Raw genomic sequence first — 24129 nt, forward strand, 5'->3', positions numbered from 1 at the left:
TTCTGGACAGAGACGTTATTATGTTACCTGTTTCTGCAGATTCGAGTATCCACCGTGTCCCGATTCCTGGCTCTGTTTGTCGCTTTCATCGCATTATCCGCGCAGGCCGACGTGCGTGTGCTCACCACTATCAAGCCCCTGCAGCAGATTGCCGCTGCCGTGCAGGAGGGTGTTGGCAGCCCTGACGTGCTGCTGCCGCCCGGCGCTTCACCCCACCACTATGCGCTGCGCCCCTCCGACGTGCGGCGGGTAGGCGATGCCGACCTGCTGTACTGGATCGGCCCGGACATGGAGAACTTCCTTGCGCGTGTGCTGGGAAGCCGCAGCAAGGCCACAGTGGCTGTGCAGTCGCTACCGGGCATGAAGCTGCGCCACTTTGGCGAGGACAGCCATTCCCATAAGGAAGAAGACCATGACGATCATGACCACGACCATCGCCCAGGCAGCCTGGATGCGCATCTGTGGCTATCGTCGGCCAATGCGCGAGTTATCGCGGCGAAGATGGCAGCTGACCTGGCCCACGTCGACCCGGCCAATGCGGCTCGCTATCAGAGCAATCTGAAGGCCTTCGATGAACGCCTGGATGCGTTGGATGGGCGTATCAAGGCGCGCGTGACCGGTATTGCCGGCAAGCCGTACTTCGTCTTCCACGAAGCCTTCGACTATTTTGAAGCTGAATATGGCTTGAAGCACGCGGGCGTGTTCAGCGTGGCATCCGAGGTGCAGCCTGGGGCGCAACATGTGGCGGCCATGCGCAAGCGTCTTCAGGAAGTGGGCAAGACCTGCGTGTTCAGCGAGCCGCCACTGCGGCCGCGATTGGCCGAGACCCTGACTGCCGGGTTGCCGGTACGCCTTGCCGAGCTGGATGCCTTGGGTGGCACCGATCCGGTGGATGGCAAAGGGTATGAGCGCTTGCTGGAGAAGCTGGGCGGTGACCTGGCAGGCTGCCTGGAACAGTTGTAAGCCTGTACCGGCCCCTTCGCGGGTGAATCCGCCCACAGGTACTGCACAGGCCTCAAGGCTGTCGCTATCCCTGTGGGAGCGGGTTCACCCGCGAAGAAGCAGACGCGGTCTACAGCGCGAACGGCAGGTGCAAAGCCACCTGCTGGCGCTGCGCCAGACGCACTTCGAACTCGCTCGGATCGTGGATCATCACATCCATCCCGGCAAACGACTCGGCCGCAATCAGGCGCGACAGCCAGAAACGCACGCAGCCTACCCGCAACATTTCCGGCCACAGCTCGGCTTCGGCTGCAGTGAACGGCCGTAGCGCCGCATAGGCTGCCAGCAGCGCCTGGGCGCGTGGTACATCCACCGCGCCCTGCTCATCCAGGCACCAGTCGTTCACGGTGATGGCGATGTCATACAGCATTGGCCCGGAGCAGGCATTGTAGAAGTCGATCACACCGGTCAGGTGGGTGCCTTCGAACATCACGTTGTCGCGGAACAGGTCGGCATGCAGGTTGGCCCGCGGCAAGGCCAGGATCTGCGCCTTGTGTGCGCTGATTTCTTCCAGCGCCGGCTGCAGCAATGCGGCTTGCTCCGCAGTCAGGCGTGGCAGTAGCTCGGCACCCGAGGCCAGCATCCAGTCCAGGCCGCGGTCGGTGCGGCGCTCGATGATGTGCTCTCGGGTGGCCAGGTGAATGTGTGCCAGTAGCTCGCCGACCTGGGCGCAGTGCTGGTTGTTGGGTGCCTTGATGTGTTTGCCCGACAGCCTGGGCTGCAGCAATGCAGGCTTGCCGCACAGCTCGCGCAGGCCGTTGCCGTCGCGATCACGAATGGCATAGGGCACCGGCATGTCGGCACCGTGCAGGGTATCGAGCAGCTCGATGAAGAACGGCATGTCCTCGCTGGGTCCACGCTCGATCAGCGTCAGGACGAACTCCCCCTGTTCGAGGCTGACGAAGAAATTGCTGTTCTCGGTACCGGCGGCAATGCCCTGGAAGTCGAGCAGACGGCCCAGCTCGTACGGCGCCAGAAAGGTTTCCAGCTCAGGCCGGGTCACGGGGGTGAAGACTGACATGATGAAAAATTGCCCATACGGGCACTTCCGCCGGGAAGTGCCGGGTTGATGTGAACGGTGCGCGTCAGCTTACCACTCGAAGATCTTCCAGGACGGAATCAGCATGTCCGGCTGGTCGGATCGAATGAAATTGGCATCAGTGCCATCAGCGCGTACCAGAAAGTAAGGCTTGCCGTTTTTCGGCGTGATCTTGATCGCATACAGGAAGCCGTTTTGCCGGTATTCCTGGATGGTTTTATCGCCTTCCGTGCGAATGGTCACCTCGGGATCGGCCGAGGGGGCGTCGTCCGCCGCCAGGGTGACGACAGGCATGGTTGCCAACAGGCCGAGCAGTAACAGGCGATTGAGTGTGCGCATGATAACCTAGTCCCTTTGTCGTCAATGATTCTGGCTATTCTAGCGCCGGACCCGTCGAAAAGGTTGATTCTGCTCATGAGCCAAGCGCCCCTCGTCCTGGTGGACGGTTCCTCCTACCTTTATCGCGCCTTCCACGCGCTGCCACCGCTGACCACGTCCAAGGGCATGCCGACCGGCGCGGTGAAGGGTGTGCTGAACATGCTCAAGAGCCTGCGCAAGCAATACCCCGACAGCCTGTTCGCCGTGGTGTTCGACGCCAAGGGCGGCACTTTCCGCGATGCCATGTTCGCCGAGTACAAGGCCAACCGCCCCAGCATGCCGGACGACCTGCGGGTACAGATCGAGCCGCTTCACGCCAGCGTCAAGGCGCTGGGCTACCCGCTGCTGTGTGTGGAGGGTGTCGAGGCTGACGACGTGATCGGCACCCTGGCGCGCAGCAGTGCCGCCCTGGGTCGCCCGGTGATCATCTCGACCGGTGACAAGGACATGGCGCAGCTGGTGGACGGGCACATTACCTTGGTCAACACCATGACCGGAAGCGTGCTGGACGTGGCTGGCGTGCACGAGAAATTCGGCGTCGGCCCGGAACACATCATCGACTTCCTGGCCCTGATGGGTGACAAGGTCGACAACATCCCCGGCGTGCCGGGCGTGGGCGAAAAAACGGCGGTGGGGCTGCTGACCGGCATCGGCGGCGGCCTCAGCGACCTTTACGCCAACCTGGACAAGGTGCCAACGCTGGCCATTCGCGGCGCCAAGACCTTGCCGGCCAAGCTGGAGGAGCACCGCGACGCGGCATTCCTGTCCTACGAACTGGCCACCATCAAGGTTGACGTGCCGCTGGATGTGGAGGTCGAGGCGCTGGTGTGCGGTGAACCTGACCGCGAGGCGTTGCTGGCGTTGTACACCGAGATGGAGTTCAAGAGCTGGGTCGCCGAAGTGCAGCGCGATGCGGCCAAGGCTGGTGATGATGTCGCCCCGGCCGTGGAGCCTGCGGCCAAGGTCGAGCCCAAATACGAAACCATTCTCGACCAGGCCCGATTCGACGCCTGGCTGGAGAAGCTGCGCCAGGCACCGCTGTTTGCCTTCGACACCGAGACCACCGGCCTGGACGCCCAGCAGGCGCAGTTGGTCGGCCTGTCCTTCGCAGTCGAGCCGCATGAAGCGGCCTATGTGCCGCTGGCCCACGATTACGAAGGCGCGCCGGCCCAGCTGGACCGCGAGGCCGTGCTGCTGGCGCTGAAACCACTGCTGGAGGACCCGGCCAAGGCCAAGGTCGGGCAGAACGCCAAGTACGACATCAACATCCTCGCCAATGGCTCCCCTGCCATCGAGATGCGCGGCGTGGCCTACGACACCATGCTCGAATCGTACGTGCTGAACTCCACCGCCACCCGTCATGACATGGACAGCCTGGCGCAGAAGTACCTCGACCACACCACGATCGCCTTCGAGGACATCGCCGGCAAGGGTGCCAAGCAGCTTACTTTCAACCAGATCAACCTGGACAAGGCCGGCCCCTACGCCGCCGAAGACGCCGACATCACCCTGCGCCTGCACCATGCATTGCAGGCCCGCCTGGCACAGACGCCGAGCGTGCAACCGGTGCTGATGGATATCGAGATGCCGCTGGTGCCGGTGCTGGCCAGGATCGAGCGCCAGGGTGCGTTGGTCGATGCCGAGCTGTTGAAAGTACAGAGCGGTGAGCTGGGCGTGAAGATGGCTGAGCTGGAGCTGCGTGCCTACGAGCTCGCCGGTGAGACGTTCAACCTCGGCTCGCCCAAGCAGCTGGGCACGATCCTTTACGACAAGCTGGGCATGCCGGTGTTGAGCAAGACCGCCAAGGGCCAGCCATCCACCGCCGAAGCAGTGCTCGACGAACTGGCCTTGCAAGGCTACCCGCTGCCAGAGGTGCTGATGCAGTACCGCAGCCTGAGCAAGCTCAAGAGCACCTACACCGACAAGTTACCGGGGCAGATCAACCCGCGCACCGGGCGTATCCACACGTCCTACCAGCAGGCCGTGGCGGCCACCGGCCGGTTGTCGTCGAGCGACCCGAACTTGCAGAACATCCCGATCCGCACCGCTGAAGGGCGGCGTATCCGCCAGGCGTTCATCGCCAGTCCGGGTTACAAGCTTCTGGCGGCGGACTATTCACAGATCGAGCTGCGCATCATGGCCCACCTGGCCAAGGACGAAGGCTTGCTGCATGCCTTCCGCAATGACCTGGACGTGCACCGCGCCACAGCAGCCGAAGTGTTCGGTGTGGCCCTGGAAGACGTGACCACCGACCAGCGCCGCAGCGCCAAGGCCATCAACTTCGGCCTGATCTACGGCATGAGCGCCTTTGGCCTGGCCAAGCAGATCGGCGTCGACCGCAAGCAGTCACAGGACTACATCGATCGCTATTTTGCCCGCTACCCAGGCGTGCTGGCCTATATGGAGCGCACCCGCGCCCAGGCGGCCGAGCAAGGCTTTGTCGAGACCCTGTTTGGCCGTCGGCTGTACTTGCCAGACATCAATGCCAAGAACCCTGCCCTGCGCAAGGGCGCCGAGCGCACGGCGATCAACGCCCCAATGCAGGGTACTGCTGCCGACATCATCAAGCGGGCCATGGTCAAGGTAGATAACTGGTTGAGTGAGAGCGGGCTGGATGCCCGGGTGATCCTGCAGGTGCACGACGAACTGGTGCTTGAAGTACGCGAGGACCTGGTGCAGCAGGTGAAAGATGAAATTCGCCAGCACATGAGCCAGGCCGCGCAGCTGGATGTGCCGCTGCTGGTCGAGGCAGGAGTTGGTGCGAATTGGGACGAAGCTCACTGATTGAGCAGGTAAAACTGTGTAGGATCTGCGGCGTAGTGACGCGGATCCGGACACCGCTCAGTGCCGTGGGTGCTTAAGTTTCATGAAACTATCGCAAATAGTTTTATGGGTTTCGGAACTAAACCGGTGAAGCGGAACTCAGAGTAACTGAATGGCTGGTGAAGCCCTTCGATGCTCCTATGTTGTGTTAAGTGTTGGCAGATATCTGGACCCCGCCCTAGCGGTCCGGACTTGGACCCCGAACTTCCCCCTCCCCATACGAAGTCCGGGGTTTTTTTTGCCCGGAATTTGCCGCATGGCTTGTACTGAGCCCCCGTAGGAGTGGGTTTACCCGCGAATGCGATGTCGAATTCACCGCTGCATTCGCGGTAAACCCGCTCCTACAAGGGCCTGCGCCCAATCACCAAAGCGTGTCCAACCCCGATCAGGTGTAGGAGCGGGTTTACCCGCGAACACGGTAGTGGCGGCAACGGTGAACGGCGGGTGGAGAGCAGGCCCGGCCCTTTCGCGGGTAAACCCGCCCCTACGGTTCAGGCGCAAAGCATTAAACGACCGGCTTGTCTTCCAGTTCCATCCAGTCTGCCAGCACTCGGTAGGCGTCTTCCACGCCCAGGCGCTTGGGTGCCGAGAACAGTTGGATGGTCACGCCATCCCCCCAGCCCTTGCGGATTTCCGACTGGACTTTCAGCAGTGTGTTCTTGCCCGCGCCGTGGGTCAGCTTGTCGGCCTTGGTCAGCAGGATGTGCATCGGCATGCTGCTGGCCTTGGCCCAGTCGAGCATCATCTTGTCGAAGTCGGTCATCGGGTGACGCACGTCCATCATCAGGATCACGCCACGCAGGCACTCACGGCTGCCCAGGTAGGCTTCCAGGTGTTTCTGCCAGTGCTGCTTGAGCGGAATCGGGACTTTTGCATAACCATAGCCCGGCAGGTCGACCAAACGCCGTTCATCGTCCAGACTGAAGAAATTCAACAGCTGGGTGCGCCCGGGAGTTTTCGAGGTACGCGCCAGGCTGGCATGAGTCAGGGTATTGAGGGCGCTGGATTTGCCGGCGTTGGAACGGCCGGCAAAAGCCACCTCGTAACCCTGGTCGTCCGGGCATTGTTCGACCTTGGCTGCGCTGAGGGCGAATTTGGCTTTCTGGCAGAGGCCGAGGATGGGGTTCTTGACTTGCATGGGATATCCGATGTGGGTGTTGCCTGACTTTGTAGAGCCAAGCCTGGCAAGCGGTGTCGTTTCCGTTTGGATGGCGGAAGTATATAATGCCCCAGTTTTTGTGTGCTCATTCTCCCAGCGAAGGAGAACGGGCATGGGGTGTCGAACAATAGCTCGCGCAACAGAACGCAGCGCGGCCCCCAACCCTGAAGGTCGTTCCGCATGGCGAAATGGCTGCTTGCTGTCGGTATGTTCCTGCCGTTTTTCAGCGCACAGGCTACACAGGATCCCGAGGTGTTGTACAACCGCACGTGTGCGGCCTGTCACACCGGGCAGTTGCCACAGGCACCCAGACGGGGTGACCGGGCAGCATGGGAGCCAAGGCTGGCGCAAGGCATGGATGTACTGGTGAAGCACGTGACCCAGGGTTTCAAGGCTATGCCGCCGCGTGGATTGTGCATGGACTGCAGTGCCGAGGACTACCGTTTGGTCATCCTTTGGATGAGCGGCAGTCCCGATACATAACATTTCACCCTTAGCCGTGTTGGATTAGCTGATGAACAAACTAGTCGTGAGTCTGCTGTTGACCTTGGGTGTCGCTGGTGCGGCCACTGCTGCGCAACCTATCAAAGGCGATGCCGCCGCTGGCCAGGCCAAGACCGCCGTCTGTGGCGCCTGCCACAATCCCGACGGCAACAGCCTGGCACCGAACTTCCCGAAACTGGCCGGCCAAGGCCAGCGCTATCTCGAAAAACAACTCCACGATATCAAGTCGGGCAAGCGTACCGTGCTGGAAATGACAGGCATGCTGGCCGCATTCAGCGACCAGGATCTGGCCGATATCGCCGCCTACTTCTCCAGCCAGAAAGGCAGCGTGGGTGCCGCCGATCCCAAGCTGGTCGAGCGCGGCCGCGCGCTGTTCAATGGCGGCGACCTGGAAAAGGGCATGCCGGCCTGCACTGGCTGCCACTCGCCTAATGGCGCGGGCATCGCCCTGGCCGGCTTCCCGCACCTGGGCGGGCAACACTCGCAGTACGTGGCCAAGCAGCTCACTGACTTCCGCGAAGGCAACCGCACCAACGATGGCGATGCCATGACCATGCGCACCATCGCTGGCAAGCTGAGCAACCATGACATCGAAGCGTTGGCCAGCTACATCCAGGGCCTGCATTAACTTTCGGTTAATGTTGTAGGTCAATGATGAAAGGGCGGCCGGGCTGCCCTTTTTTCCGTCCGCAGCCGTTACACTACAGAACTCGAGCCCTTCCCGGCCTGTCTCAGTGCAGGTCGCGTCGTGGCGACCCATGACTGCTCAGGAGTAAAGCATGCGTAAACTGATTCTCAGCGCTGCGCTGGTCGCCGCCAGCGTATTCGGTATGACTGCCGTTCAGGCCGCCGAGCCTGTGGCCGGCAAGGAATACATCGAGCTGAGCAACCCTGTTCCGGTTTCCGTGCCTGGCAAGATCGAAGTCGTCGAGCTGTTCTGGTACGGCTGCCCACACTGCTACCACTTCGAGCCGACCATCAACCCTTGGGCTGAAAAGCTGCCGAAGGACGTCAACTTCAAGCGCGTACCGGCCATGTTCGGTGGCCCGTGGGATGCACACGGCCAGATGTTCCTGACCCTCGAAGCCATGGGCGTCGAGCACAAGGTGCACGCTGCGGTGTTCGATGCCATTCAAAACCAGCACAAGCGCCTGACCGACAAGAACGACATGGCCGACTTCCTCGCCACTCAAGGTGTGGACAAGGACAAGTTCCTCGCCACCTTCGACTCGTTCGCCATCCAGGGCCAGGTCAAACAGGCCAAGGAATTGGCGAAGAAGTATGAGATCACCGGCGTACCTAGCATGGTCGTCAACGGTAAGTACCGCTTCGACCTGGGGACTGCCGGCGGGCCGGAAGGCGTGCTGAATGTCGCCGACCAACTGATCGACAAGGAGCGCGCTGCCAAGTAGGCGGCGTCACCCATGCCCCGCTTCAGAGCTACGCGTGGCATTGGCCTGCACGAGCCGCAGGTCAACGAGCATCACCTGCAGGCCCCAGGCCTGCCCGAGGATGGTCGTCTGCGGCTGCTCAGTTTCAACATCCAGGTGGGCATCAGCACCGAGCGCTACCGCCATTACCTGACGCGTAGCTGGCAGCACCTGCTGCCGCATAACGGGCGTGCCGTTAACCTGCAGAAGATCGGCAGGCTGCTGGGCGACTTCGACCTGGTGGCCCTGCAGGAAGCCGATGGTGGGAGCCTGCGCTCGGGCTACGTCAACCAGGTCGAACACCTGGCCCACCTGGGGGCCTTCCCCTACTGGTACCAGCAGCTCAACCGCAACCTTGGGCGTTTTGCCCAGCACAGCAACGGTGTGCTCAGCCGCCTGAAACCGCAACTGCTCGAAGACCATCCGTTGCCTGGCCCGGCCGGGCGTGGCGCGATTCTGGTGCGGTTTGGCGAAGGCGAAGATGCGCTGATAGTGGTGATGATGCACCTGGCATTGGGGGCCAAGACCCGCGCCCTGCAGCTGGGTTATATCCGCGAGCTGATAGGCGGTTACCGTCACCAGGTGCTGATGGGTGACATGAACACCCATGCCACTGACCTGCTGGAGCATTCGCCGCTGCGCGATTTGGGCCTGGTCGCCCCACAAGTCGAGGCCACCTTCCCCAGCTGGCGACCGCAGCGTTGCCTCGATCATATCCTGCTCAGTTCAAGCCTCACGCTGGAGCGTGTCGAGGTGCTGGCGCAGCCAATTTCGGACCACCTTCCCGTTGCTGTCGAGATTCGATTGCCTGATGCATTGACTGTGGATACGCTGCCGGTTTTGAGCTAATTGCCATCACCGTTTGCGGACCCGGGCATGACTGAAGACGCTGAGCGCTGGAAAGAAAAATACCTTAAAAGCATCGAGCAGCAAGAAAAGCTCGAACGCCGTTGGGATGCCCGTCTTGACCTGCTGCGCCGAGGCCTGGTGCGCAGCACCCTGGCTGCTGAAGGCAGTGACAAGGTGGTAGACGAGTGCATGAAGGAAATGCGCGATGTCATTCGCAGCGACAACATGGACGCCGGCCTCGCTGGCTTGATTCCGCGCCTTGAGAAAGCGGTACTGGATTCCGAACAGCGTCGCGAAACCCGCATGCACCAGGTCAGCGATGCGCTGACCGCACTGGTTGGCCAACTGCAAAGCCTGCCCCTGCCCAGCGATATCTCGCGGCCATTGAAAAAACTGGCGAAGAAGCTCGACGGCGGGGTTGCCCAGTCACGCGAGCTGCCGCCGCTTTTGGGCGAGTTGAGCGGCTTGCAGGGGCGCGCGCTGTCGGCCCTTGGCAAGTCGGGTGAAGAAGCCCGACCCGGTTTTCTGCAGCGGTTGTTTGGAAGCCGCGAGGAAGATGCACAGGCAGGAGCAGCGCTTGCGCCGGTGGCGTTGTCTGCTGCCGAGGTTGTGCCCCAGGCAGCCGGCAGTGCCGAGCCCTCGCGGCCAGATGACGTCGATGCGCTACAACCGTTGCCGGCCCCTGCTGCTCCGACTGCCGAGGTGGCCGAAGCGCCCGAGCTTGAGCTGGAGGCATTTGGCCCGGCGCTGATCGAAACGGCCGAAATGCCGCCTGCCCCGTTGCCAAGGGACAAGTCGCCATTGCCGGAAGCTGCAGTTTCCGCCAGCGAGCCGTTGGCTGAGGCAGAACCCTTACAAGCCCTTGAAGTAACCTTTGGTGAAGACGGCCCCTATGCCCTGCCCTACGCAGTGGAGCCGCCTTACAGCCAGGTTGCCGCGCACATCGAGCAGACCCTGATCGGTCTGCTCGATGACCTCAGCCTTCCCGAGCGACACAAGGCTCAGGCGCTGGAGATGCGCGAGCGGGTTGCTCGCGGCTTGAACTGGTATGAGCTGATCCCGGTGCTGGATGACTTGGCAGTACTCATGCTGGCGATTACCGACAGCGGTCAGCACGAATTCGAAACCTACCTGCAGCAACTCAATGAACGCCTGGAAGGTTTCCAGAGCCACCTGCACGAGGCCAGCGCCGGCCACGCGGACAACAGCACTGCTGCCCGCGAGCTGGATAGCCAACTGCGAGAGCACGTCGACGGCCTGCAGAGCAGCATGCAAGGTGCCGCCGATGTAGACAGCCTCAAGCACATTCTGGAAAACCGCCTGGAAGGCTTACTGGTGACGATGGACGAGCACAAGCACGAGCGTGATCGCCGCGAGCAGGAACTGGCCGGTCGCCTGCAAGGCTTGTCGGAGCGGGTGGCGAGCATGGAGCATGAGGCGCTTGGCTATCGCGAGCACCTGGAAGAACAGCGCCAGAAAGCCCTGCTGGACCCGCTCACCGGCCTGCCCAACCGTGCGGCCTGGAGCGAGCGAGTCGAACGCGAAATGCTTGACTGGCAGGAAAACGGCGGCCATCTGGCGATGGCGATTCTTGACCTGGACCATTTCAAACGCATCAACGACAACTATGGTCATCTGGCTGGGGACAAGGTCCTCAAGATCGTGGCCGACCAGTTGCGCAAGCGTCTGCGGGGCCGTGATTTCATCGCCCGCTTTGGCGGCGAGGAATTCGTCCTGCTGCTGCCGCAGACCACGCCGGCAGTCGCTGCGCAAGTGGCCGAGGTGTTGCGTGCCACAGTCGAAGCCTGCCCATTCCACTTCAAGGGAGAACGGGTGGTGATCACCACCTCCATCGGCCTGGGTGCATTCCGTTCTGGCGAACGCAGCGACCAGGTGCTCAAACGGGCCGATGCAGCGCTGTACCGGGCAAAGGAGCTGGGGCGCAATCGCGTCGAGCATGGTTAGCCAGCCGCTGTCCGGCAGGCACAGCGCAGGTGAGCACGTTATACTGTAGCGCTCATACGCTGAGGCCACTGACGTGCTTTCCACGCTTAAAAAAACCCTGATTTCCTTTTTGCTGTTGTCTGTCGCCGGTTGCTCGACGGGCCTGCGCATCGACCGCAGTCACCCTTCGGCCAATCAGGACAACCGCATCCAGTTCGTTGTCCTGCATTACACCAATGCTTCGCTGGAGCGCTCGCTGGCGCTGCTTACCCAGGGTGAGGTCAGCAGCCATTACCTGATCGGTGATGGCCCGGCTACGGTGTATCAGCTGGTAGATGAAAACCGTCGCGCCTGGCATGCCGGTGACAGCCAGTGGCAGGGGCGCACCTGGCTGAACTCCTCGTCCATTGGTATCGAGATCGTCAACCCGGGCTTCACCGACACCCCGAACGGCCGGGTCTGGCACCCTTACAGCGAGGCGCAGATCCAGTCGCTGATCGCACTGCTCAAGGACATTGTCAAACGCAACAACATCGAACCACGCCATATCATTGGCCACAGTGACATCGCCCCGCTGCGCAAGCTGGACCCGGGGCCATTGTTCCCGTGGAAGCGCCTGGCCGACGCCGGGCTGGGTATCTGGCCGGATGCCAACGCCGTGGCACGGCAGCAAGCCTACTTCAGCGTCAACCCGCCAAGCGTTGGCTGGTACCAGCAGGAGCTGGCACGGTTTGGCTATCAGATCGAGCAGACCGGCGTGCTGGATGTCGCCACACGTCATGTGATCGCCGCCTTCCAGATGCGCTTCCGCCCGCAGCGCTTCGACGGTATGCCGGATGCGCAGACAGCAGCGATGCTGCAGGTACTTAACCGTATGCGTTGAGTCACGGCGGGCGGGGTCCTTGTTGCAAGCCTTGCGCTGCGAAGAGGCGAGTTGGGTCGACGCAGTTGTATCGACTTAACGGTCTCATCGCAGCCACAAGGCTGTTTCTACAAAGCGCGTGGATGGATTGCAGCGAAGCGCCAAACGGTGAGGGTGATTATTGATTCCGTTGCTATACCTTGGTTATCAACTGGATGCCTTCGATGTCAGCCTTCATCGCCTTGCTGCGCCAAATTTTTTACCGTCCCTGGATGCTGGCCACTTTGGCAGCGCTGGCCAGCGCCGCGGTGTTGCTCTCTGCCAGCATCGGCATTGCCCTGCAACAAATGAAACAAAGCGAAAGCGAACAGATGAATGCCCAGGGCGAGCGTTTTCTGGAACGGCTCGAACAGGTGTTCGGCCAATTGCGCGAAGGGGTCGACCTGCTGCAGGCCCAACCCTTGCGCGGCTGCAGCCCGGCAATGCTGGCAGCCTTGCAGCAGGTTGGCCTGAACTCGCGGTTCATCTATGAAGCGGCTTATGTAGATGGCAATGTTGCCTGCTCCAACCGCGGTGATGAGCGAGCGTTCGTTCCCTTGCGGGCGCCAGATATCCAGGGGCCGACGTACAGTTACTGGCTTAACACCACCACCGAGCCGAACGAGAACCTGGCAGCACTGATGCTGGGCCGGGGCAAGTTTCTGGTTTCCACCTCCCGTGGGCATTTGACCGATGTGGTGGACCTGCCCCCAGGTGGCAGCCTGGTCGTGGTGCTCGACAACGGCGCCCGGGCCATTCCGGTGCTCGGCCCGCCACAGGTATGGCCACCGCCCTCGGCCTGGTCGACCAGCCACAAGTCGCTGCTGGAACTCAGTGATCGGCTGATCTACCGAATGCCGACCAAGTCGCCGGATTACCAGTTGGTGCTGATTGCCCCGAGGGCCAGTCTGCCGCTGAAGATGAACGGCATGCTCTGGTTGCTGTTCCCCGGTAGCGTGCTGGCGGCCTGCTGCATCGGTTGGTTGGTACTGCAGTTGATTCTGCAACGACGGTCGATGAGTTCAGAGTTGCAGAATGCCTTGCGTCGTGGAGAGCTGCAGGTGCTCTACCAGCCAATCATCGAGCTCGACAGCCGGCGCTGTGTGGGCGCCGAGGCCTTGGTGCGCTGGCGCCGCCCGGACGGCACCCTGACCAGCCCGGACCTTTTCATTCCGCTGGCGGAGAATACCGGGCAGATTCGTCAGATCACCGACTTTGTCCTGCAGCGTGTGCTTGAGCAGCTAGGACAGCTACTGCGCTCGCACCCCAAGCTATACATATCGATAAACCTGGCGGCCTGCGATGTGATGGTGCCACGTATTGGCCGGGTGGCGGCGCGCTTGTTGGCCTTGCATCGAGTGGCGCCCAGCCAGATTGCCTTCGAGGTGACCGAGCGCGGCCTGATCGACGTGGTGGTCGCCCGTGACAATCTGCAGGCGCTACGTGCCGTGGGGCACCAGGTGCTGATCGACGACTTTGGTACCGGTTATTGCAGCCTGGCCTACCTGCAAACCCTGCCAGTGGACTGCCTGAAGATCGACAAGGCATTCATCGACGCTCTGGGCCACGATGCCGCCAGTAGCGGCGTGGCCCCGCATATCATCCGCATGGCCCATGACCTGCACCTGCGGGTAATTGCCGAAGGTATCGAGTTCGAGGACCAGGCGGTGCTGCTGAACAGCGAGGGGGTCAATTATGGCCAGGGCTGGTTGTTTGCCCGGCCGCTGAACGCCCGGCAGTTTGCCGAGTTGGTGACTCGTGGGCACCTGCCGCGGCGGGTTTAGGCGCGTTGAAGCAATCAGACCGGCAACGCCATGTAGAACTGGGTCCCCTGCCCCGGCCGCGAAAACACGCCCATGCGCCCTCCGTGCAGCTGCACAATTTCCTTGCACAGCGCGAGCCCCAGCCCAGCACCGCCTTTCTTGCGACCTACCTGCACGAAAGGCTCGAAGATGCGCGCTTGCTGCCCATAGGAAATGCCCTCTCCATTGTCCTCGACGCTGATGATCACCCGTTCCGCATGCCGTCGGGCATGCAGGCGGATGCGCCCGCCATTGGCGGTATGGCGGATGGCGTTGTGCAGCAGGTTGTCCAGCACCCGGTCCAACTGGGCGACGTCGGCCTGGATGCGCGGTAGCGGCGGGTCCAGTTCCTTGATCAACTCGATCTGCTTGTGCGCAGCTTGTTCGGCAAAGCGCAATTGGGCTTGCTCCAGCAGTTCGTCGATGGCGCAGGGGGCCAGCTCAAGCTTTTGCAACCCGCTCTGATAACGGGAGAAGTTGAGCAGGTCGTTGATCAGCTGGGTCAGGCGCTGCATTTCTTCGCCGATGGTTTCCAGCAGGTCGTTCTCGCGAGCCTCGGGCGGGAACTTGACCCGCTCGCGCAGCAGGCCGAAGGCCATGTGCATACCGGTCACCGGGGTACGCAGTTCGTGGGAGGCGCGTAGCACGAATTCGCTGCGTACCCGCTCGAAGGCCCTTTGCTCGGTCACATCGTGCAGCACCATCACCGCGCCAAGGATTGGCCCCTGCGGGTGGCTGACCGGGGTCAGGCTGTAGGTGAGCAGACGCGATTCTTCATCGACCTCCATGTTCAGGTCGTCCGGTGGGCGATCGAGGCTGCCCCCGCGCAGAACCTGGCGCAGTTGTTGCTCAAGCTCGGGCCGCTGCAAGGCTTCTACCAGGCTGCTGCCCACACGGCTGTCGTTCCAGCCCAGCTGGCGCTGCGCCACCGGGTTGAGGTGCTCGAGGCGGCCCTGGCGGTCGATGATCAGCAGACCGTCGTCGATGCTGTCGAGCACGGCTTGTAAACGCTGCTGGCCGGCCAGCAGTTCGTCAACGTTGGTGGCCTGGTGCTTGCGCAAGGCATCGGCCATCAGACCAAAGCGCCGGGTCAGCTGGTTAAGCTCGGCGGCCTGGGCCACCGGCAAGGTAACGTCGAAATCGCCCTTGCCCAGTTGGTCGGCCGCCTTGGCCAAGGCTTCGATCGGCTGGCCGAAACGCCGGGCGATGTTGTGCGCGGTGATAAATCCCAGTACCAACACCACCAGCCCCATCAGGCCGAGTACACCACTGACTAGCAAGGCGCGGTCACGGGTGCGTTCCTCGCTACGGGTGATCAGGTCCAATGCGTGCTTGTGGGAATCGATCAAGTCGGTGCGCACCTGATTGAACGCGGCCCCCAGCGGCTGATCGACACCCATGCTGCGAGCGGGTGCGGCGCTGTCGCGATATGTCTGGAGGAAGGCCTGGTAATTGCTGCTGGCCTTGCTGAAACCGGTGCGCTCGCCGCCTTGCTCCAGCCCTTGGTTGAGCAGGTCCTGGAAGCTTTCCTGCAGCAGCCGCAGGCTTTCCGGGGCGGTGTCTTCATTGAGAATAAGCATCAGCTGTTCGCCCAGGTTCTGGCGCAACTTCAGCCCCACTTCCAGTGCATGGGTGGTATCGCGCACCAGTTGCTGTTGCACTGTAGCCATCTGCAGCATGCTGACCAGGCCCAGCAACAGCCCTAGCAACGCCACAGTGATGAGCGCCGAGATGCTGAGGAAAAGCCGCGTGCGCAGCTTCATGGGCGGCCACTTCATAGGTTGTACTGCTTGCGCTTGCGGTACAGGGTAGAAGCATCGATGCCCAAGGTCTTGGCGGCTTGGTCGAGGGTATCGCTGGCAGCCAGAACGGCACCGATATGGGCACGTTCCAACTCATCCAGGCTAAGCGCGGCACCTACGCGTGGTGCATTGCCGGCGGGTTGTTCACCCATGCCCAGGTGGCTGATTTCCACGCGTTCCTGCGGGCAGATGATGCTGGCCCGTTCCACTACGTTGCGTAGTTCGCGAATGTTGCCAGGCCAGCGGTAGTTGAGCAGGGCGGTGCGCGCCTCGTCACTGAAACCGCGGGCGGGCCGGGAGTATTCCTTGACGAAACGGGCGAGAAAGCGGTCGGCCAGGATGAGGATATCTTCACTGCGCTCGCGCAGGGGGGGCAGGTGCAGGGTAATCACGTTCAAGCGATACAGCAGGTCTTCGCGGAAGCGGCTTTCGCGCACCATTTCTTCGAGGTTGAGGTTGGTGGCAGCCAGGATACGTACATCTGCACGCCGGGTAACCGGGTCGCCGACGCGTTCGTATTCCTTGTCCTGGATGAAACGCAACAGTTTGGGCTGCAAGGTCAGCGGGAAATCGCCGATCTCGTCGAGGAATAGTGTGCCCCCGTCAGCCTGGCTGACCCGCCCGAGCGTGCTTTCGCTGGCGCCGGTGAAGGCGCCGCGGGTATGGCCGAATAGCTCGCTTTCCATCAGCTCGGCGTTAAGCGACGGGCAGTTGATGGTCACGCAGGCTTTGCGTGCACGCTTGCTCCAACCATGGATGGCCCGTGCCAGCTCGCCCTTGCCCGTACCAGATTCGCCAAGGATGAGGATGTTGGCGTCAGTGATGGCGACTTGGCGGGCGGTTTCAAGCACCGCCATCATGGCCGGGCTATGGGAGTCGAGGCCGTCCTTGGGTTTGCGTATTTCACCTTCCAGGGCTTCCAGGCGCGCAGAAAGCTGGCGCACCTCCAGTTGCTTGGCAGTGGCCAGGCGCAACTGGTCAGGGCTGCATGGCTTGACCAGGTAGTCGGCAGCGCCGGCCTGGATGGCATCTACTGCGGTGTCGATCGCCGAGTGCGCGGTGACGATCACCACCCGCATCCACGGGGCCTGGATACGCATCTGTGCCAGTACGTCGAGGCCGTTGTCTTCACCCAGGCGCAAATCGAGGAAGCATAGGTCGAACACCTGGCGCTGCAGTAGGGTTTCTGCCTGGGCGGCGCTGTTGGCCGTGGCCACGCTGTAGCCCTCGTCTTCCAGGCAGTAGCGGAACGTGCGCAGGATCGCGGACTCGTCATCCACCAGCAGAATTCGGCCTTGGTTGTCCTGGGCTGATTCCATTTCCTGTGCTCCTTAGGGAAAGATCTTTATTTAGTGTGGGAAAAATCGGGCAAGTTGCATGGTCAATTCTGAAGGATTCTGTCCTTTGCATGCTAGCCAGTGGCCAAACGATGTCTACAAGCCGTGATTCTTCAATGATTTGCTTAGAGACACGCGCTGGCACATTGGTTGCGATGATTTTCGGATTTTGCCCACGAAGGAGGCGCTGTCATGCCCTTTTCCCTGCGTACAGCCGTTTTGGCCGCCACCCTGCTGCCAATCTTTACCCCTGCATTCGCCGACCCTGTGCAGGACGCGCGCCTGGAGGGCGCCCTGCAAACCGCTTTGTCAATGAACCGCATGCTTGATTCATTTCGTATCAACGTTGAAGTGGACGGCAAGCAGGCGCGGCTTTCCGGTGAGGTGGAGAACGAGGTCGAGCGGCAGCTGGCCGAGGACGTGGCCCGTGCTACCCGGGGCATCGAACAGGTGGAGAACCTGCTGCAGCTCAATACCCAACTGGTGGAGCGTCCACTGGAGCTGCGTGCCTACGCCCAGCGCCTGGAGGATGTGACCTTGGCGGCGGTGATCCGTGCTCGGCTGTTGTGGAGCCGTACCACCGAAAAGGCCTCTATAGAAGTACAAAGCAGTGAAGGTGTGGTGACGTTGCGTGGCAAGGTCGACAGTGCCGAAGCCAAGGAGTTGGCGGGCGTGGTAGCGCGTACCACCGACGGCGTGTACCTGGTCAACAACCTGGTCAGCCTCGATACCGCTGCCATGGCCAAGGCGCGAGAAACGCCGGCGGGCGCGCTAACCGGGCCGCAGCCAAGCGACAGCTGGATCGTCGACAAGATCCAGAGCAGCTATCGCTTCAGCCGCAATCTCGATGGCCTCAACCTGAAGGTGGCCAGCGAAGCAGGCATGGTGCGGCTCTCGGGCGAGGTGGTCAGCGCGGAGCAGAAAACCATCGCCGTGGAGATCGCCCGACAGATCATAGGCGTACGGGGCGTGGATGCTGACCTGCTGAAGGTGGCGACCAAGGTGGAAGGCTGATCGTGCAATTCGCACGATCACACAGGCGTCATCGTGCAGGATACGTCCTCGCGGTTTCTTTTAATAATTACTAAGTGATTGATTTATAAGGATTTTATTTAAATCAAAAGGCTGGCATGCAGGCTGCAATTACCTGTTCAGGTTTGAACAAAAAATACAGCAGGAGGAGCCAGCATGAACCGCCAATCCGTCAACCGCTCGCAGAGCGCTGCACTGCCTTTGCGCCAGATGCTGACACTCGGCATGGCGATGCTGCTGACCTTGGCCGCTGGCCTCTTCTATTACAGCTTGCAGACGGCGCGTCTGGCTGAGCAAGTGGCAGCTCAGACTGCACTGTTGACGCAGATTCAGGCAACTCGTGCCAATACCTTGGTCAAGGCCGCTGACTGGCAGCCAGCTGGCCAGGCCATTGCCTCACCGGCCACTGTGGAAAAATTTGTTCCCCAGGAACGTTGGGTTTTCTGACCAGGCGGCCGGATCGATTCCGCAAAGAGAAAGGAGAACTACCATGCTGAGTTGGGCTATCACTTTCCTCATCATCGCCATTGTCGCCGCTGTACTGGGCTTCGGTGGTATCGCGGGCGCTGCTACAGGTATCGCCAAGATCCTGTTCATTGTCTTCCTGGTGTTGTTTGTAGCCTCCTTCTTCTTTGGACGCGGACGAGGTTGAAGATGAGCAGGAAGCTTCGTTCAGCCGTGGTCGCCGCCCTGTTGCTGGGCGGCAGCGCGGCGGCCATGGCGGCCAATGACGGCCAGGTTCGGGTCGACCAACTGCTCGGCTCGGACCCGGAGTACCGCGAAACCTGGCAGGACACCCTCGAAGGCGAGGAACGCCTGCCCGATTGGGTGGTCAATCTGACCGGCAGTTCCCAGCAGCAGATGTCTGCCGTTACTGAGGACGGCGACAAGTACCTGGTCGGCCCGCTGTGCGAAAAACAGGACAATTGCACCTACAAACGGCTGATCGTGGCGTTCAGCTGGGACAAGGATGATGCCTACGGGATGCTCGTCGAGGTGCCCGAAGGTTTGCCGAGCGACAAGTCGCCCACCCGCCATGCGCAGTACCGCTGGCTGGGCGAACCTGACGACGGCATGAAGGCAATGCTGCAGGAGCAGCTCAAGCGTGACCCGAACTGGTACTGAGCATTGTTGCCGGTACGGATGAAAGGTCACTCACTGTCACGTAATAGAAGCTGAAGCTTTCTATAGTTCAGCCTTCTATGATGCGCCGCCCCGAGGAGGGGTAGCACATGACCAAGGGGTCGGGCTGCTCTGATTGTTACAGGATCGGAGTGGCCTAGGGGTACAGGGAGTGCCTCCAGTAATGGGCCGGGTCAGGAAAGGCGGAATCGGAAGTCTCAGGTCGGCGGTGTCACAGGGATACCTTGCCAGACCTGACTTCCGAGGAGCCATGTAGGAAACGTCGCTTCCCTTGCGCGTTTTTTCCCTTGGGACACATTTTGTCTCGACCGTACATCAAATTTTTTTCGACCTTCTTGATGCTGCTACAAGTGGCATTTCCGCCATTCGGATTGTCGAACAGGCCATCTTTCATGTCCTACCTGTCCCGCCAAATCTGCCGAAATATGGCGGTTTGGTCTTGTTCGGGATTCCGAATGTTATAAATCAAGCACTTGCGAAGCTGCCGGCTAGGTCGAAAACAGTATGCATAAACGGCATGGGCTATGCGTTTCAGGCATTAGCTTTCGCCCCCTGCCGTCGCAATAGTTGCCGCCTTTTTCGCTGGCCAGAGCGCCCTGTCGCTCGCCTGCGGTGTCCTTACATGACGTCGCCTGACGGAAGCCCTTACTGTCCGTGACCTTGCCTATGGCTCTGTTACGGGTGTTTCCGCCAGGTGCCATGACCACTAAAACAAAGGGTAAAGACATGAAGAAGGCAAAACTGAGCCTCGCCTGGCAGATCGTCATCGGTCTGGTCCTGGGTGTTGCAATCGGCGCGCTACTGAATCATTTCAGTGCAGAAAAGGCATGGTGGATCAGCAACGTCCTCCAGCCCGCTGGTGACATCTTCATCCGCCTGATCAAGATGATCGTCGTCCCGATCGTGATTTCGTCGCTGATCGTGGGCATCGCCGGTGTTGGCGACGCGAAGAAGCTGGGCAGCATCGGCCTGAAGACCATCATCTACTTCGAAGTGGTGACCACGATCGCCATCGTCGTAGGCCTGGTGCTGGCCAACCTGTTCCATCCGGGTGCCGGCATCGACATGAGCACCCTGGGCACTGTGGATATCTCCAAGTACCAGGCGACAGCGGCCGAAGTGCAGCATGAGCACGCGTTCATCGAAACCCTGCTCAACCTGATTCCGTCGAACATCTTCGCAGCGCTGATGCGTGGCGAAATGCTGCCGATCATCTTCTTCTCGGTGATGTTCGGTCTGGGTCTGTCGAGCCTGCAGGCAGAACTGCGTGACCCGCTGGTGCGTACCTTCCAGGCTGTTTCGGAGACCATGTTCAAGGTCACGCACATGATCATGAACTATGCCCCGATCGGCGTGTTCGCCCTGATTGCGGTGACCGTGGCCAACTTCGGTTTCAGCTCGCTGCTGCCGCTGGCCAAGCTGGTGGTGCTGGTGTACTTCGCCATTGCCTTCTTCGCCTTCATGGTACTGGGCCTGGTTGCCCGCCTGTTCGGCTTCTCGGTGATCAAGATCATGCGCATCATGAAAGATGAGCTGATCCTGGCCTACTCCACCTCCAGTTCGGAAACCGTGCTGCCGCGGGTGATCGAGAAGATGGAGAAGTACGGTGCGCCAAAGTCGATCTGCTCGTTCGTGGTACCGACCGGCTATTCGTTCAACCTCGACGGTTCGACCCTGTACCAGAGCATCGCGGCGATCTTCATTGCCCAGTTGTACGGTATCGACCTGTCGTGGAGCCAGCAGCTGCTGCTGGTGCTGACCCTGATGGTCACTTCCAAAGGTATCGCGGGTGTGCCGGGCGTATCGTTCGTGGTACTGCTGGCCACCTTGGGCAGCGTGGGCATACCGCTGGAAGGCCTGGCCTTCATCGCGGGCGTGGACCGCATCATGGACATGGCCCGTACTGCACTGAACGTTGTGGGCAACGCCTTGGCTGCATTGGTCATTGCTCGCTGGGAAGGCATGTACGACGCGGTCAAGGGCGAGCAGTACTACGCCTCGCTGATGGCCGAGAAGCAGGGAGCTGTAGTGGTTGGCGAAACCGCCAAGCGCTGAGCCTGATGGCTGTTTGACCAAGAGCCCCGACTTGTCGGGGCTTTTTGTTATCTGCGAGATCTTGAGCCGCGCCTACAAAGGCTCGCGATCGCCAGTCACAGGCTGCGATACGCTATTATTCGGGCACTTTTCAGGGGGAACATACGGATGCTCAACGGCCTTTGGCTCGGCTTTTTCCTGGTGGCGGCGGTGTCCGCCATGGCCCAATGGCTGGTGGGTGGCAACGCAGGCATCTTCGCGGCAATGGTCGAAAGCATCTTCGCCATGGCCAAGCTGTCGGTCGAGGTGATGGTGCTGCTGTTCGGCACACTGACCCTGTGGCTGGGCTTTCTCAAGATCGCCGAGAAGGCCGGTATCGTCGAGTGGCTGGCCAAGGTGCTAGGCCCGCTGTTCGCCCGCCTGATGCCGGAGGTGCCGCCCGGCCACCAAGCCCTGGGCCTGATCACCATGAACTTCGCTGCCAACGGCCTGGGACTGGACAACGCTGCTACGCCGATTGGCCTGAAGGCCATGCGCGCGCTGCAGGAGCTGAACCCCAGCAGTACTACGGCGAGCAATGCGCAGATTCTGTTTCTGGTGCTCAACGCCTCGTCGCTGACCTTGCTGCCGGTGACCGTCTTCATGTACCGGGCCCAGCAAGGCGCGCCAGACCCGACCATGGTGTTTCTGCCAATCCTGCTAGCGACCAGCGTCTCGACCCTGGTTGGTTTGCTGTCGGTGGCAGTGATGCAGCGTTTGCGTCTGTGGGACCCGGTGGTGCTTGCCTACTTCATCCCCGGCGCTTTGCTGCTGGGAGGCTTCATGGCTTTTCTTGGCACCCTGTCGGCCGCTGCGCTGGGCAGCCTGTCGTCGCTCCTGGGCAACCTCACGCTGTTTGGCGTGATCATGCTGTTCCTGGTGGTGGGCGCCCTGAAGCGGGTGAAGGTGTATGAAGCCTTTGTCGAAGGCGCCACGGAAGGCTTCGATGTGGCCAAGAACCTGCTGCCCTACCTGGTGGCGATGCTGGTGGCGGTGGGTGTGCTGCGCGCCTCTGGTGCCCTGGAGCTGGCCCTGGACGGTATCCGCCATGCGGTGAACTGGATGGGCCTGGACACGCGCTTCGTCGAAGGCTTGCCCACCGCGCTGGTCAAGCCGTTCTCTGGCAGCGCAGCGCGGGCAATGCTGATCGAGACCATGCAGACCCAAGGCGTGGACAGTTTCGCTGCCTTGGTGGCGGCGACGATTCAGGGCAGCACCGAAACCACCTTCTACGTACTGGCCGTGTACTTTGGTGCCGTGGGCATCCAGCGCGTGCGCCATGCGGTCGGTTGCGCACTGCTGGCCGAGTTTTCAGGGGTGGTCGCGGCGATCTTCGTCTGCTACTGGTTCTTTGCCTGAAGCTTCAGTTGTGCCTGGTTGGCCTGGGTGATGGTCCAGTTCACGACTTGCCCCACCAGCTGGTCGCTGGCCTGGCCGAAGCCGGCGACCACTGCTGATACCTGTTTGTCGTCCAGCGGTTGGCGGATTTCGAAGCGCTTGCTGGCCAGGATGCGTTGGTTGCGGCCCTGGACCAAGCGAGCGTCATAGCGGATCACCACCTCCACTGCCCCATCCGTGCGGTATTCACTCTGAAATGCCTGCAGCTCGCCGGCCAGCTCGTAGTCTGCCTGCAGGTTACTGTCGTCAGCGCTCAGGCGCTGTACCTGGCCCTCACGCTGGAACCCGTCGAGCAAGCGGTTACGCAGCAGCACCGGGGCCGCATCGCTCCAGCGCGCGCCCTTGTAGCTGCTCACCACATTGCCCTGGGGAACCACGGCAATCCTTGGCCCGGCCAACACTTCACTGGCCAGCGGCTTGTTCAGGCGCAATGACCAGTCCAGCGGCGGCGCTGTGCGGCTGGGCTGGTTCACCGGCAGGCGATAAAGATCCACAGGTTCGCTCTGCGGCAGGATCGAGCAGGCACTGGCCAGGCTCAGCGAGGCCGCCAGGGTCAGCAGGCGCAGCGACGGATTCATGGCTGGAACTCCTTGTTGTTGTCGCGGCCAAGCAGGTAGCCGCTTGGGTCGGCCTCCAGTTGCCGGGAAATGCCTTTGAGCGCGTTAAGGGTTTCGCGCAGTTCACGAATGGCCGGGGCGAGCTGGTTCAGGCTCTGGGCGCCGTCACCGATAGCCTCGCTGTTGTTCTGGAGCAGGTTATTGATGGTTGCCGTGCTTTGGGCCAGTGACTGCATGGCCTGTTCGGCGCTGCCGATCGCCTGTTTGCCTTCGCTATCCAGCAGGCCGTTGGCATTGCGCATCAATGCCTGGGTTTCGGCCAGGGTAGCGCTGGCCTGCTTGCCCACCTGCACCAGCTGTGCGATGGCCTCGGCGATGCTGCCGTGCTGGCCGGCAAAGGCGCCGGTGGTCTTGTCGAGGTTGGCCAGCGTGTTGCTGAGGTGGCCTATGTTGTCCTCGGAGAACATCTGGTTGGCGTTATGGAGCAGCATGTTGATGTTGGTCACCAGGTCGCTGCTGTCGTTGAGCAGACGCGAGATTGGCGATGGCGAAGCGATGATCACCGGCAGCTTGCCATCCTTGCCTTTAAGCTCGGGGCTTTGCGGGGTGCCGCCGCTGAGCTGGATAAACGAGTTGCCGGTGACGCCGGCCAGGGTCAGCTTGGCCTGGGTGTCTTCCTTCACCGGGGTATCGGCGCTCAGGCGCACCCGTGCCAATACCCGGCGCGGGTCTTTCGGGTCCAGACGCAGGGTAGACACGTCGCCCACCTTGATGCCGTTGTACTGGACCGTGCTGCCGGGAGAAAGACCGGACACGGCTTCGTTGAACACCACTTCGTAATCCTTGAAGGCGTCGTCGACACTGGACTTGGCCAGCCACAGGCCGAACAGCATGGCCCCTGTCACCACCAGAACGGTGACCAGGCCGATGAGGACGTGATGGGCTCGGGTTTCCAT

At 61.4% G+C, this 24129-nt stretch carries 22 protein-coding genes; 15 read left to right on the forward strand and 7 right to left on the reverse strand.

Annotated elements, in window-relative coordinates:
• The first annotated feature begins 54 nt into the window (after window positions 1–54).
• Entirely contained in the window at window positions 55–963 is a 909-nt protein-coding gene (locus tag QYE47_RS11700) for a zinc ABC transporter substrate-binding protein (protein WP_070383335.1), read from the forward strand.
• A 109-nt stretch (window positions 964–1072) separates the two neighbouring features.
• Here the strand turns inward: QYE47_RS11700 and QYE47_RS11705 are convergent, their stop codons facing one another.
• Window positions 1073–2023, reverse strand: a complete 951-nt coding sequence (locus QYE47_RS11705; RefSeq protein WP_014589254.1) for a homoserine kinase — start codon at window positions 2021–2023, stop codon at window positions 1073–1075.
• 69 nt (window positions 2024–2092) lie between these two features.
• Window positions 2093–2380 (reverse strand): DUF2782 domain-containing protein, encoded by a 288-nt coding sequence (locus QYE47_RS11710; RefSeq protein ID WP_010951520.1) that lies wholly within the window; start codon window positions 2378–2380, stop codon window positions 2093–2095.
• Between the two features lie 75 nt (window positions 2381–2455).
• Here QYE47_RS11710 and polA point away from each other — a divergent pair, with 75 nt between their 5' ends.
• Complete coding sequence (gene polA / locus QYE47_RS11715; RefSeq protein ID WP_019437390.1) at window positions 2456–5203, forward strand: DNA polymerase I; 2748 nt, start codon at window positions 2456–2458, stop codon at window positions 5201–5203.
• A 544-nt stretch (window positions 5204–5747) separates the two neighbouring features.
• Here the strand turns inward: polA and yihA are convergent.
• Window positions 5748–6380: a ribosome biogenesis GTP-binding protein YihA/YsxC gene (gene yihA, locus QYE47_RS11720; RefSeq protein ID WP_010951522.1), complete on the reverse strand. Its 633-nt coding sequence runs from the start codon at window positions 6378–6380 to the stop codon at window positions 5748–5750.
• A 201-nt stretch (window positions 6381–6581) separates the two neighbouring features.
• On the opposite strand from yihA, the gene QYE47_RS11725 reads away from it, so the two are divergent.
• From QYE47_RS11725 to QYE47_RS11755, 7 genes are all read left to right on the forward strand, one after another.
• The gene (locus QYE47_RS11725; protein WP_003252992.1) at window positions 6582–6884 is read left to right on the forward strand and encodes a cytochrome c5 family protein; all 303 of its coding nucleotides are present in this window, start codon (window positions 6582–6584) and stop codon (window positions 6882–6884) included.
• A gap of 31 nt (window positions 6885–6915) precedes the next feature.
• Entirely contained in the window at window positions 6916–7533 is a 618-nt protein-coding gene (locus QYE47_RS11730; protein ID WP_003252989.1) for a cytochrome c, read from the forward strand.
• 151 nt (window positions 7534–7684) lie between these two features.
• The gene (dsbA, locus tag QYE47_RS11735) at window positions 7685–8317 is read left to right on the forward strand and encodes a thiol:disulfide interchange protein DsbA (protein WP_014589257.1); all 633 of its coding nucleotides are present in this window, start codon (window positions 7685–7687) and stop codon (window positions 8315–8317) included.
• A 12-nt stretch (window positions 8318–8329) separates the two neighbouring features.
• Window positions 8330–9184 carry an endonuclease/exonuclease/phosphatase family protein gene (locus tag QYE47_RS11740; RefSeq protein ID WP_014589258.1) on the forward strand — a complete coding sequence of 285 codons (855 nt, stop codon included), beginning with the start codon at window positions 8330–8332 and terminating at the stop codon, window positions 9182–9184.
• A gap of 27 nt (window positions 9185–9211) precedes the next feature.
• Entirely contained in the window at window positions 9212–11149 is a 1938-nt protein-coding gene (locus QYE47_RS11745; protein WP_070383336.1) for a GGDEF domain-containing protein, read from the forward strand.
• A 73-nt stretch (window positions 11150–11222) separates the two neighbouring features.
• Entirely contained in the window at window positions 11223–12011 is a 789-nt protein-coding gene (locus tag QYE47_RS11750) for an N-acetylmuramoyl-L-alanine amidase (protein WP_011953154.1), read from the forward strand.
• A 203-nt stretch (window positions 12012–12214) separates the two neighbouring features.
• Window positions 12215–13813, forward strand: coding sequence for an EAL domain-containing protein (locus tag QYE47_RS11755; RefSeq protein WP_019437393.1), 1599 nt, complete (start codon window positions 12215–12217; stop codon window positions 13811–13813).
• A 14-nt stretch (window positions 13814–13827) separates the two neighbouring features.
• Here QYE47_RS11755 and QYE47_RS11760 read toward each other — a convergent pair whose 3' ends face one another.
• The gene (locus QYE47_RS11760) at window positions 13828–15609 is read right to left on the reverse strand and encodes a KinB sensor domain-containing domain (RefSeq protein ID WP_039612249.1); all 1782 of its coding nucleotides are present in this window, start codon (window positions 15607–15609) and stop codon (window positions 13828–13830) included.
• A complete protein-coding gene (algB, locus tag QYE47_RS11765) occupies window positions 15606–16952 on the reverse strand; it encodes a sigma-54-dependent response regulator transcription factor AlgB (protein ID WP_014589262.1) in 1347 nt (448 codons plus the stop codon). The genes QYE47_RS11760 and algB overlap by 4 nt, the downstream gene beginning before the upstream one ends.
• 210 nt (window positions 16953–17162) lie before the next feature.
• Between algB and QYE47_RS11770 the strand changes: the two genes are divergently transcribed.
• The 6 genes from QYE47_RS11770 (at window position 17163) to QYE47_RS11795 (ending at window position 22577) form a co-directional block, all read left to right on the forward strand.
• Window positions 17163–17984 carry a BON domain-containing protein gene (locus tag QYE47_RS11770; protein WP_070383337.1) on the forward strand — a complete coding sequence of 274 codons (822 nt, stop codon included), beginning with the start codon at window positions 17163–17165 and terminating at the stop codon, window positions 17982–17984.
• Between the two features lie 174 nt (window positions 17985–18158).
• Window positions 18159–18449, forward strand: a complete 291-nt coding sequence (locus tag QYE47_RS11775) for a hypothetical protein (RefSeq protein WP_014589264.1) — start codon at window positions 18159–18161, stop codon at window positions 18447–18449.
• Window positions 18450–18492: 43 nt separating this feature from the next.
• Window positions 18493–18654: a DUF1328 domain-containing protein gene (locus tag QYE47_RS11780; protein WP_003252966.1), complete on the forward strand. Its 162-nt coding sequence runs from the start codon at window positions 18493–18495 to the stop codon at window positions 18652–18654.
• A 2-nt stretch (window positions 18655–18656) separates the two neighbouring features.
• On the forward strand, window positions 18657–19127 hold the full coding sequence (locus tag QYE47_RS11785; protein WP_010951530.1) for an inhibitor of vertebrate lysozyme family protein: 471 nt from the start codon (window positions 18657–18659) through the stop codon (window positions 19125–19127).
• Between the two features lie 744 nt (window positions 19128–19871).
• On the forward strand, window positions 19872–21200 hold the full coding sequence (gltP, locus tag QYE47_RS11790; RefSeq protein WP_010951531.1) for a glutamate/aspartate:proton symporter GltP: 1329 nt from the start codon (window positions 19872–19874) through the stop codon (window positions 21198–21200).
• A gap of 147 nt (window positions 21201–21347) precedes the next feature.
• Window positions 21348–22577: a nucleoside recognition domain-containing protein gene (locus QYE47_RS11795; RefSeq protein ID WP_014589267.1), complete on the forward strand. Its 1230-nt coding sequence runs from the start codon at window positions 21348–21350 to the stop codon at window positions 22575–22577.
• Here the strand turns inward: QYE47_RS11795 and QYE47_RS11800 are convergent.
• Window positions 22559–23194 (reverse strand): ABC-type transport auxiliary lipoprotein family protein, encoded by a 636-nt coding sequence (locus tag QYE47_RS11800; protein WP_014589268.1) that lies wholly within the window; start codon window positions 23192–23194, stop codon window positions 22559–22561. The genes QYE47_RS11795 and QYE47_RS11800 overlap by 19 nt on opposite strands.
• Window positions 23191–24129: an MlaD family protein gene (locus QYE47_RS11805; RefSeq protein WP_010951534.1), complete on the reverse strand. Its 939-nt coding sequence runs from the start codon at window positions 24127–24129 to the stop codon at window positions 23191–23193. Before QYE47_RS11805 ends, QYE47_RS11800 begins: the two co-directional genes overlap by 4 nt.

This window comes from Pseudomonas sp. 2,4-D (genome assembly GCF_030418155.1).
Lineage (GTDB): Bacteria > Pseudomonadota > Gammaproteobacteria > Pseudomonadales > Pseudomonadaceae > Aquipseudomonas > Aquipseudomonas alloputida.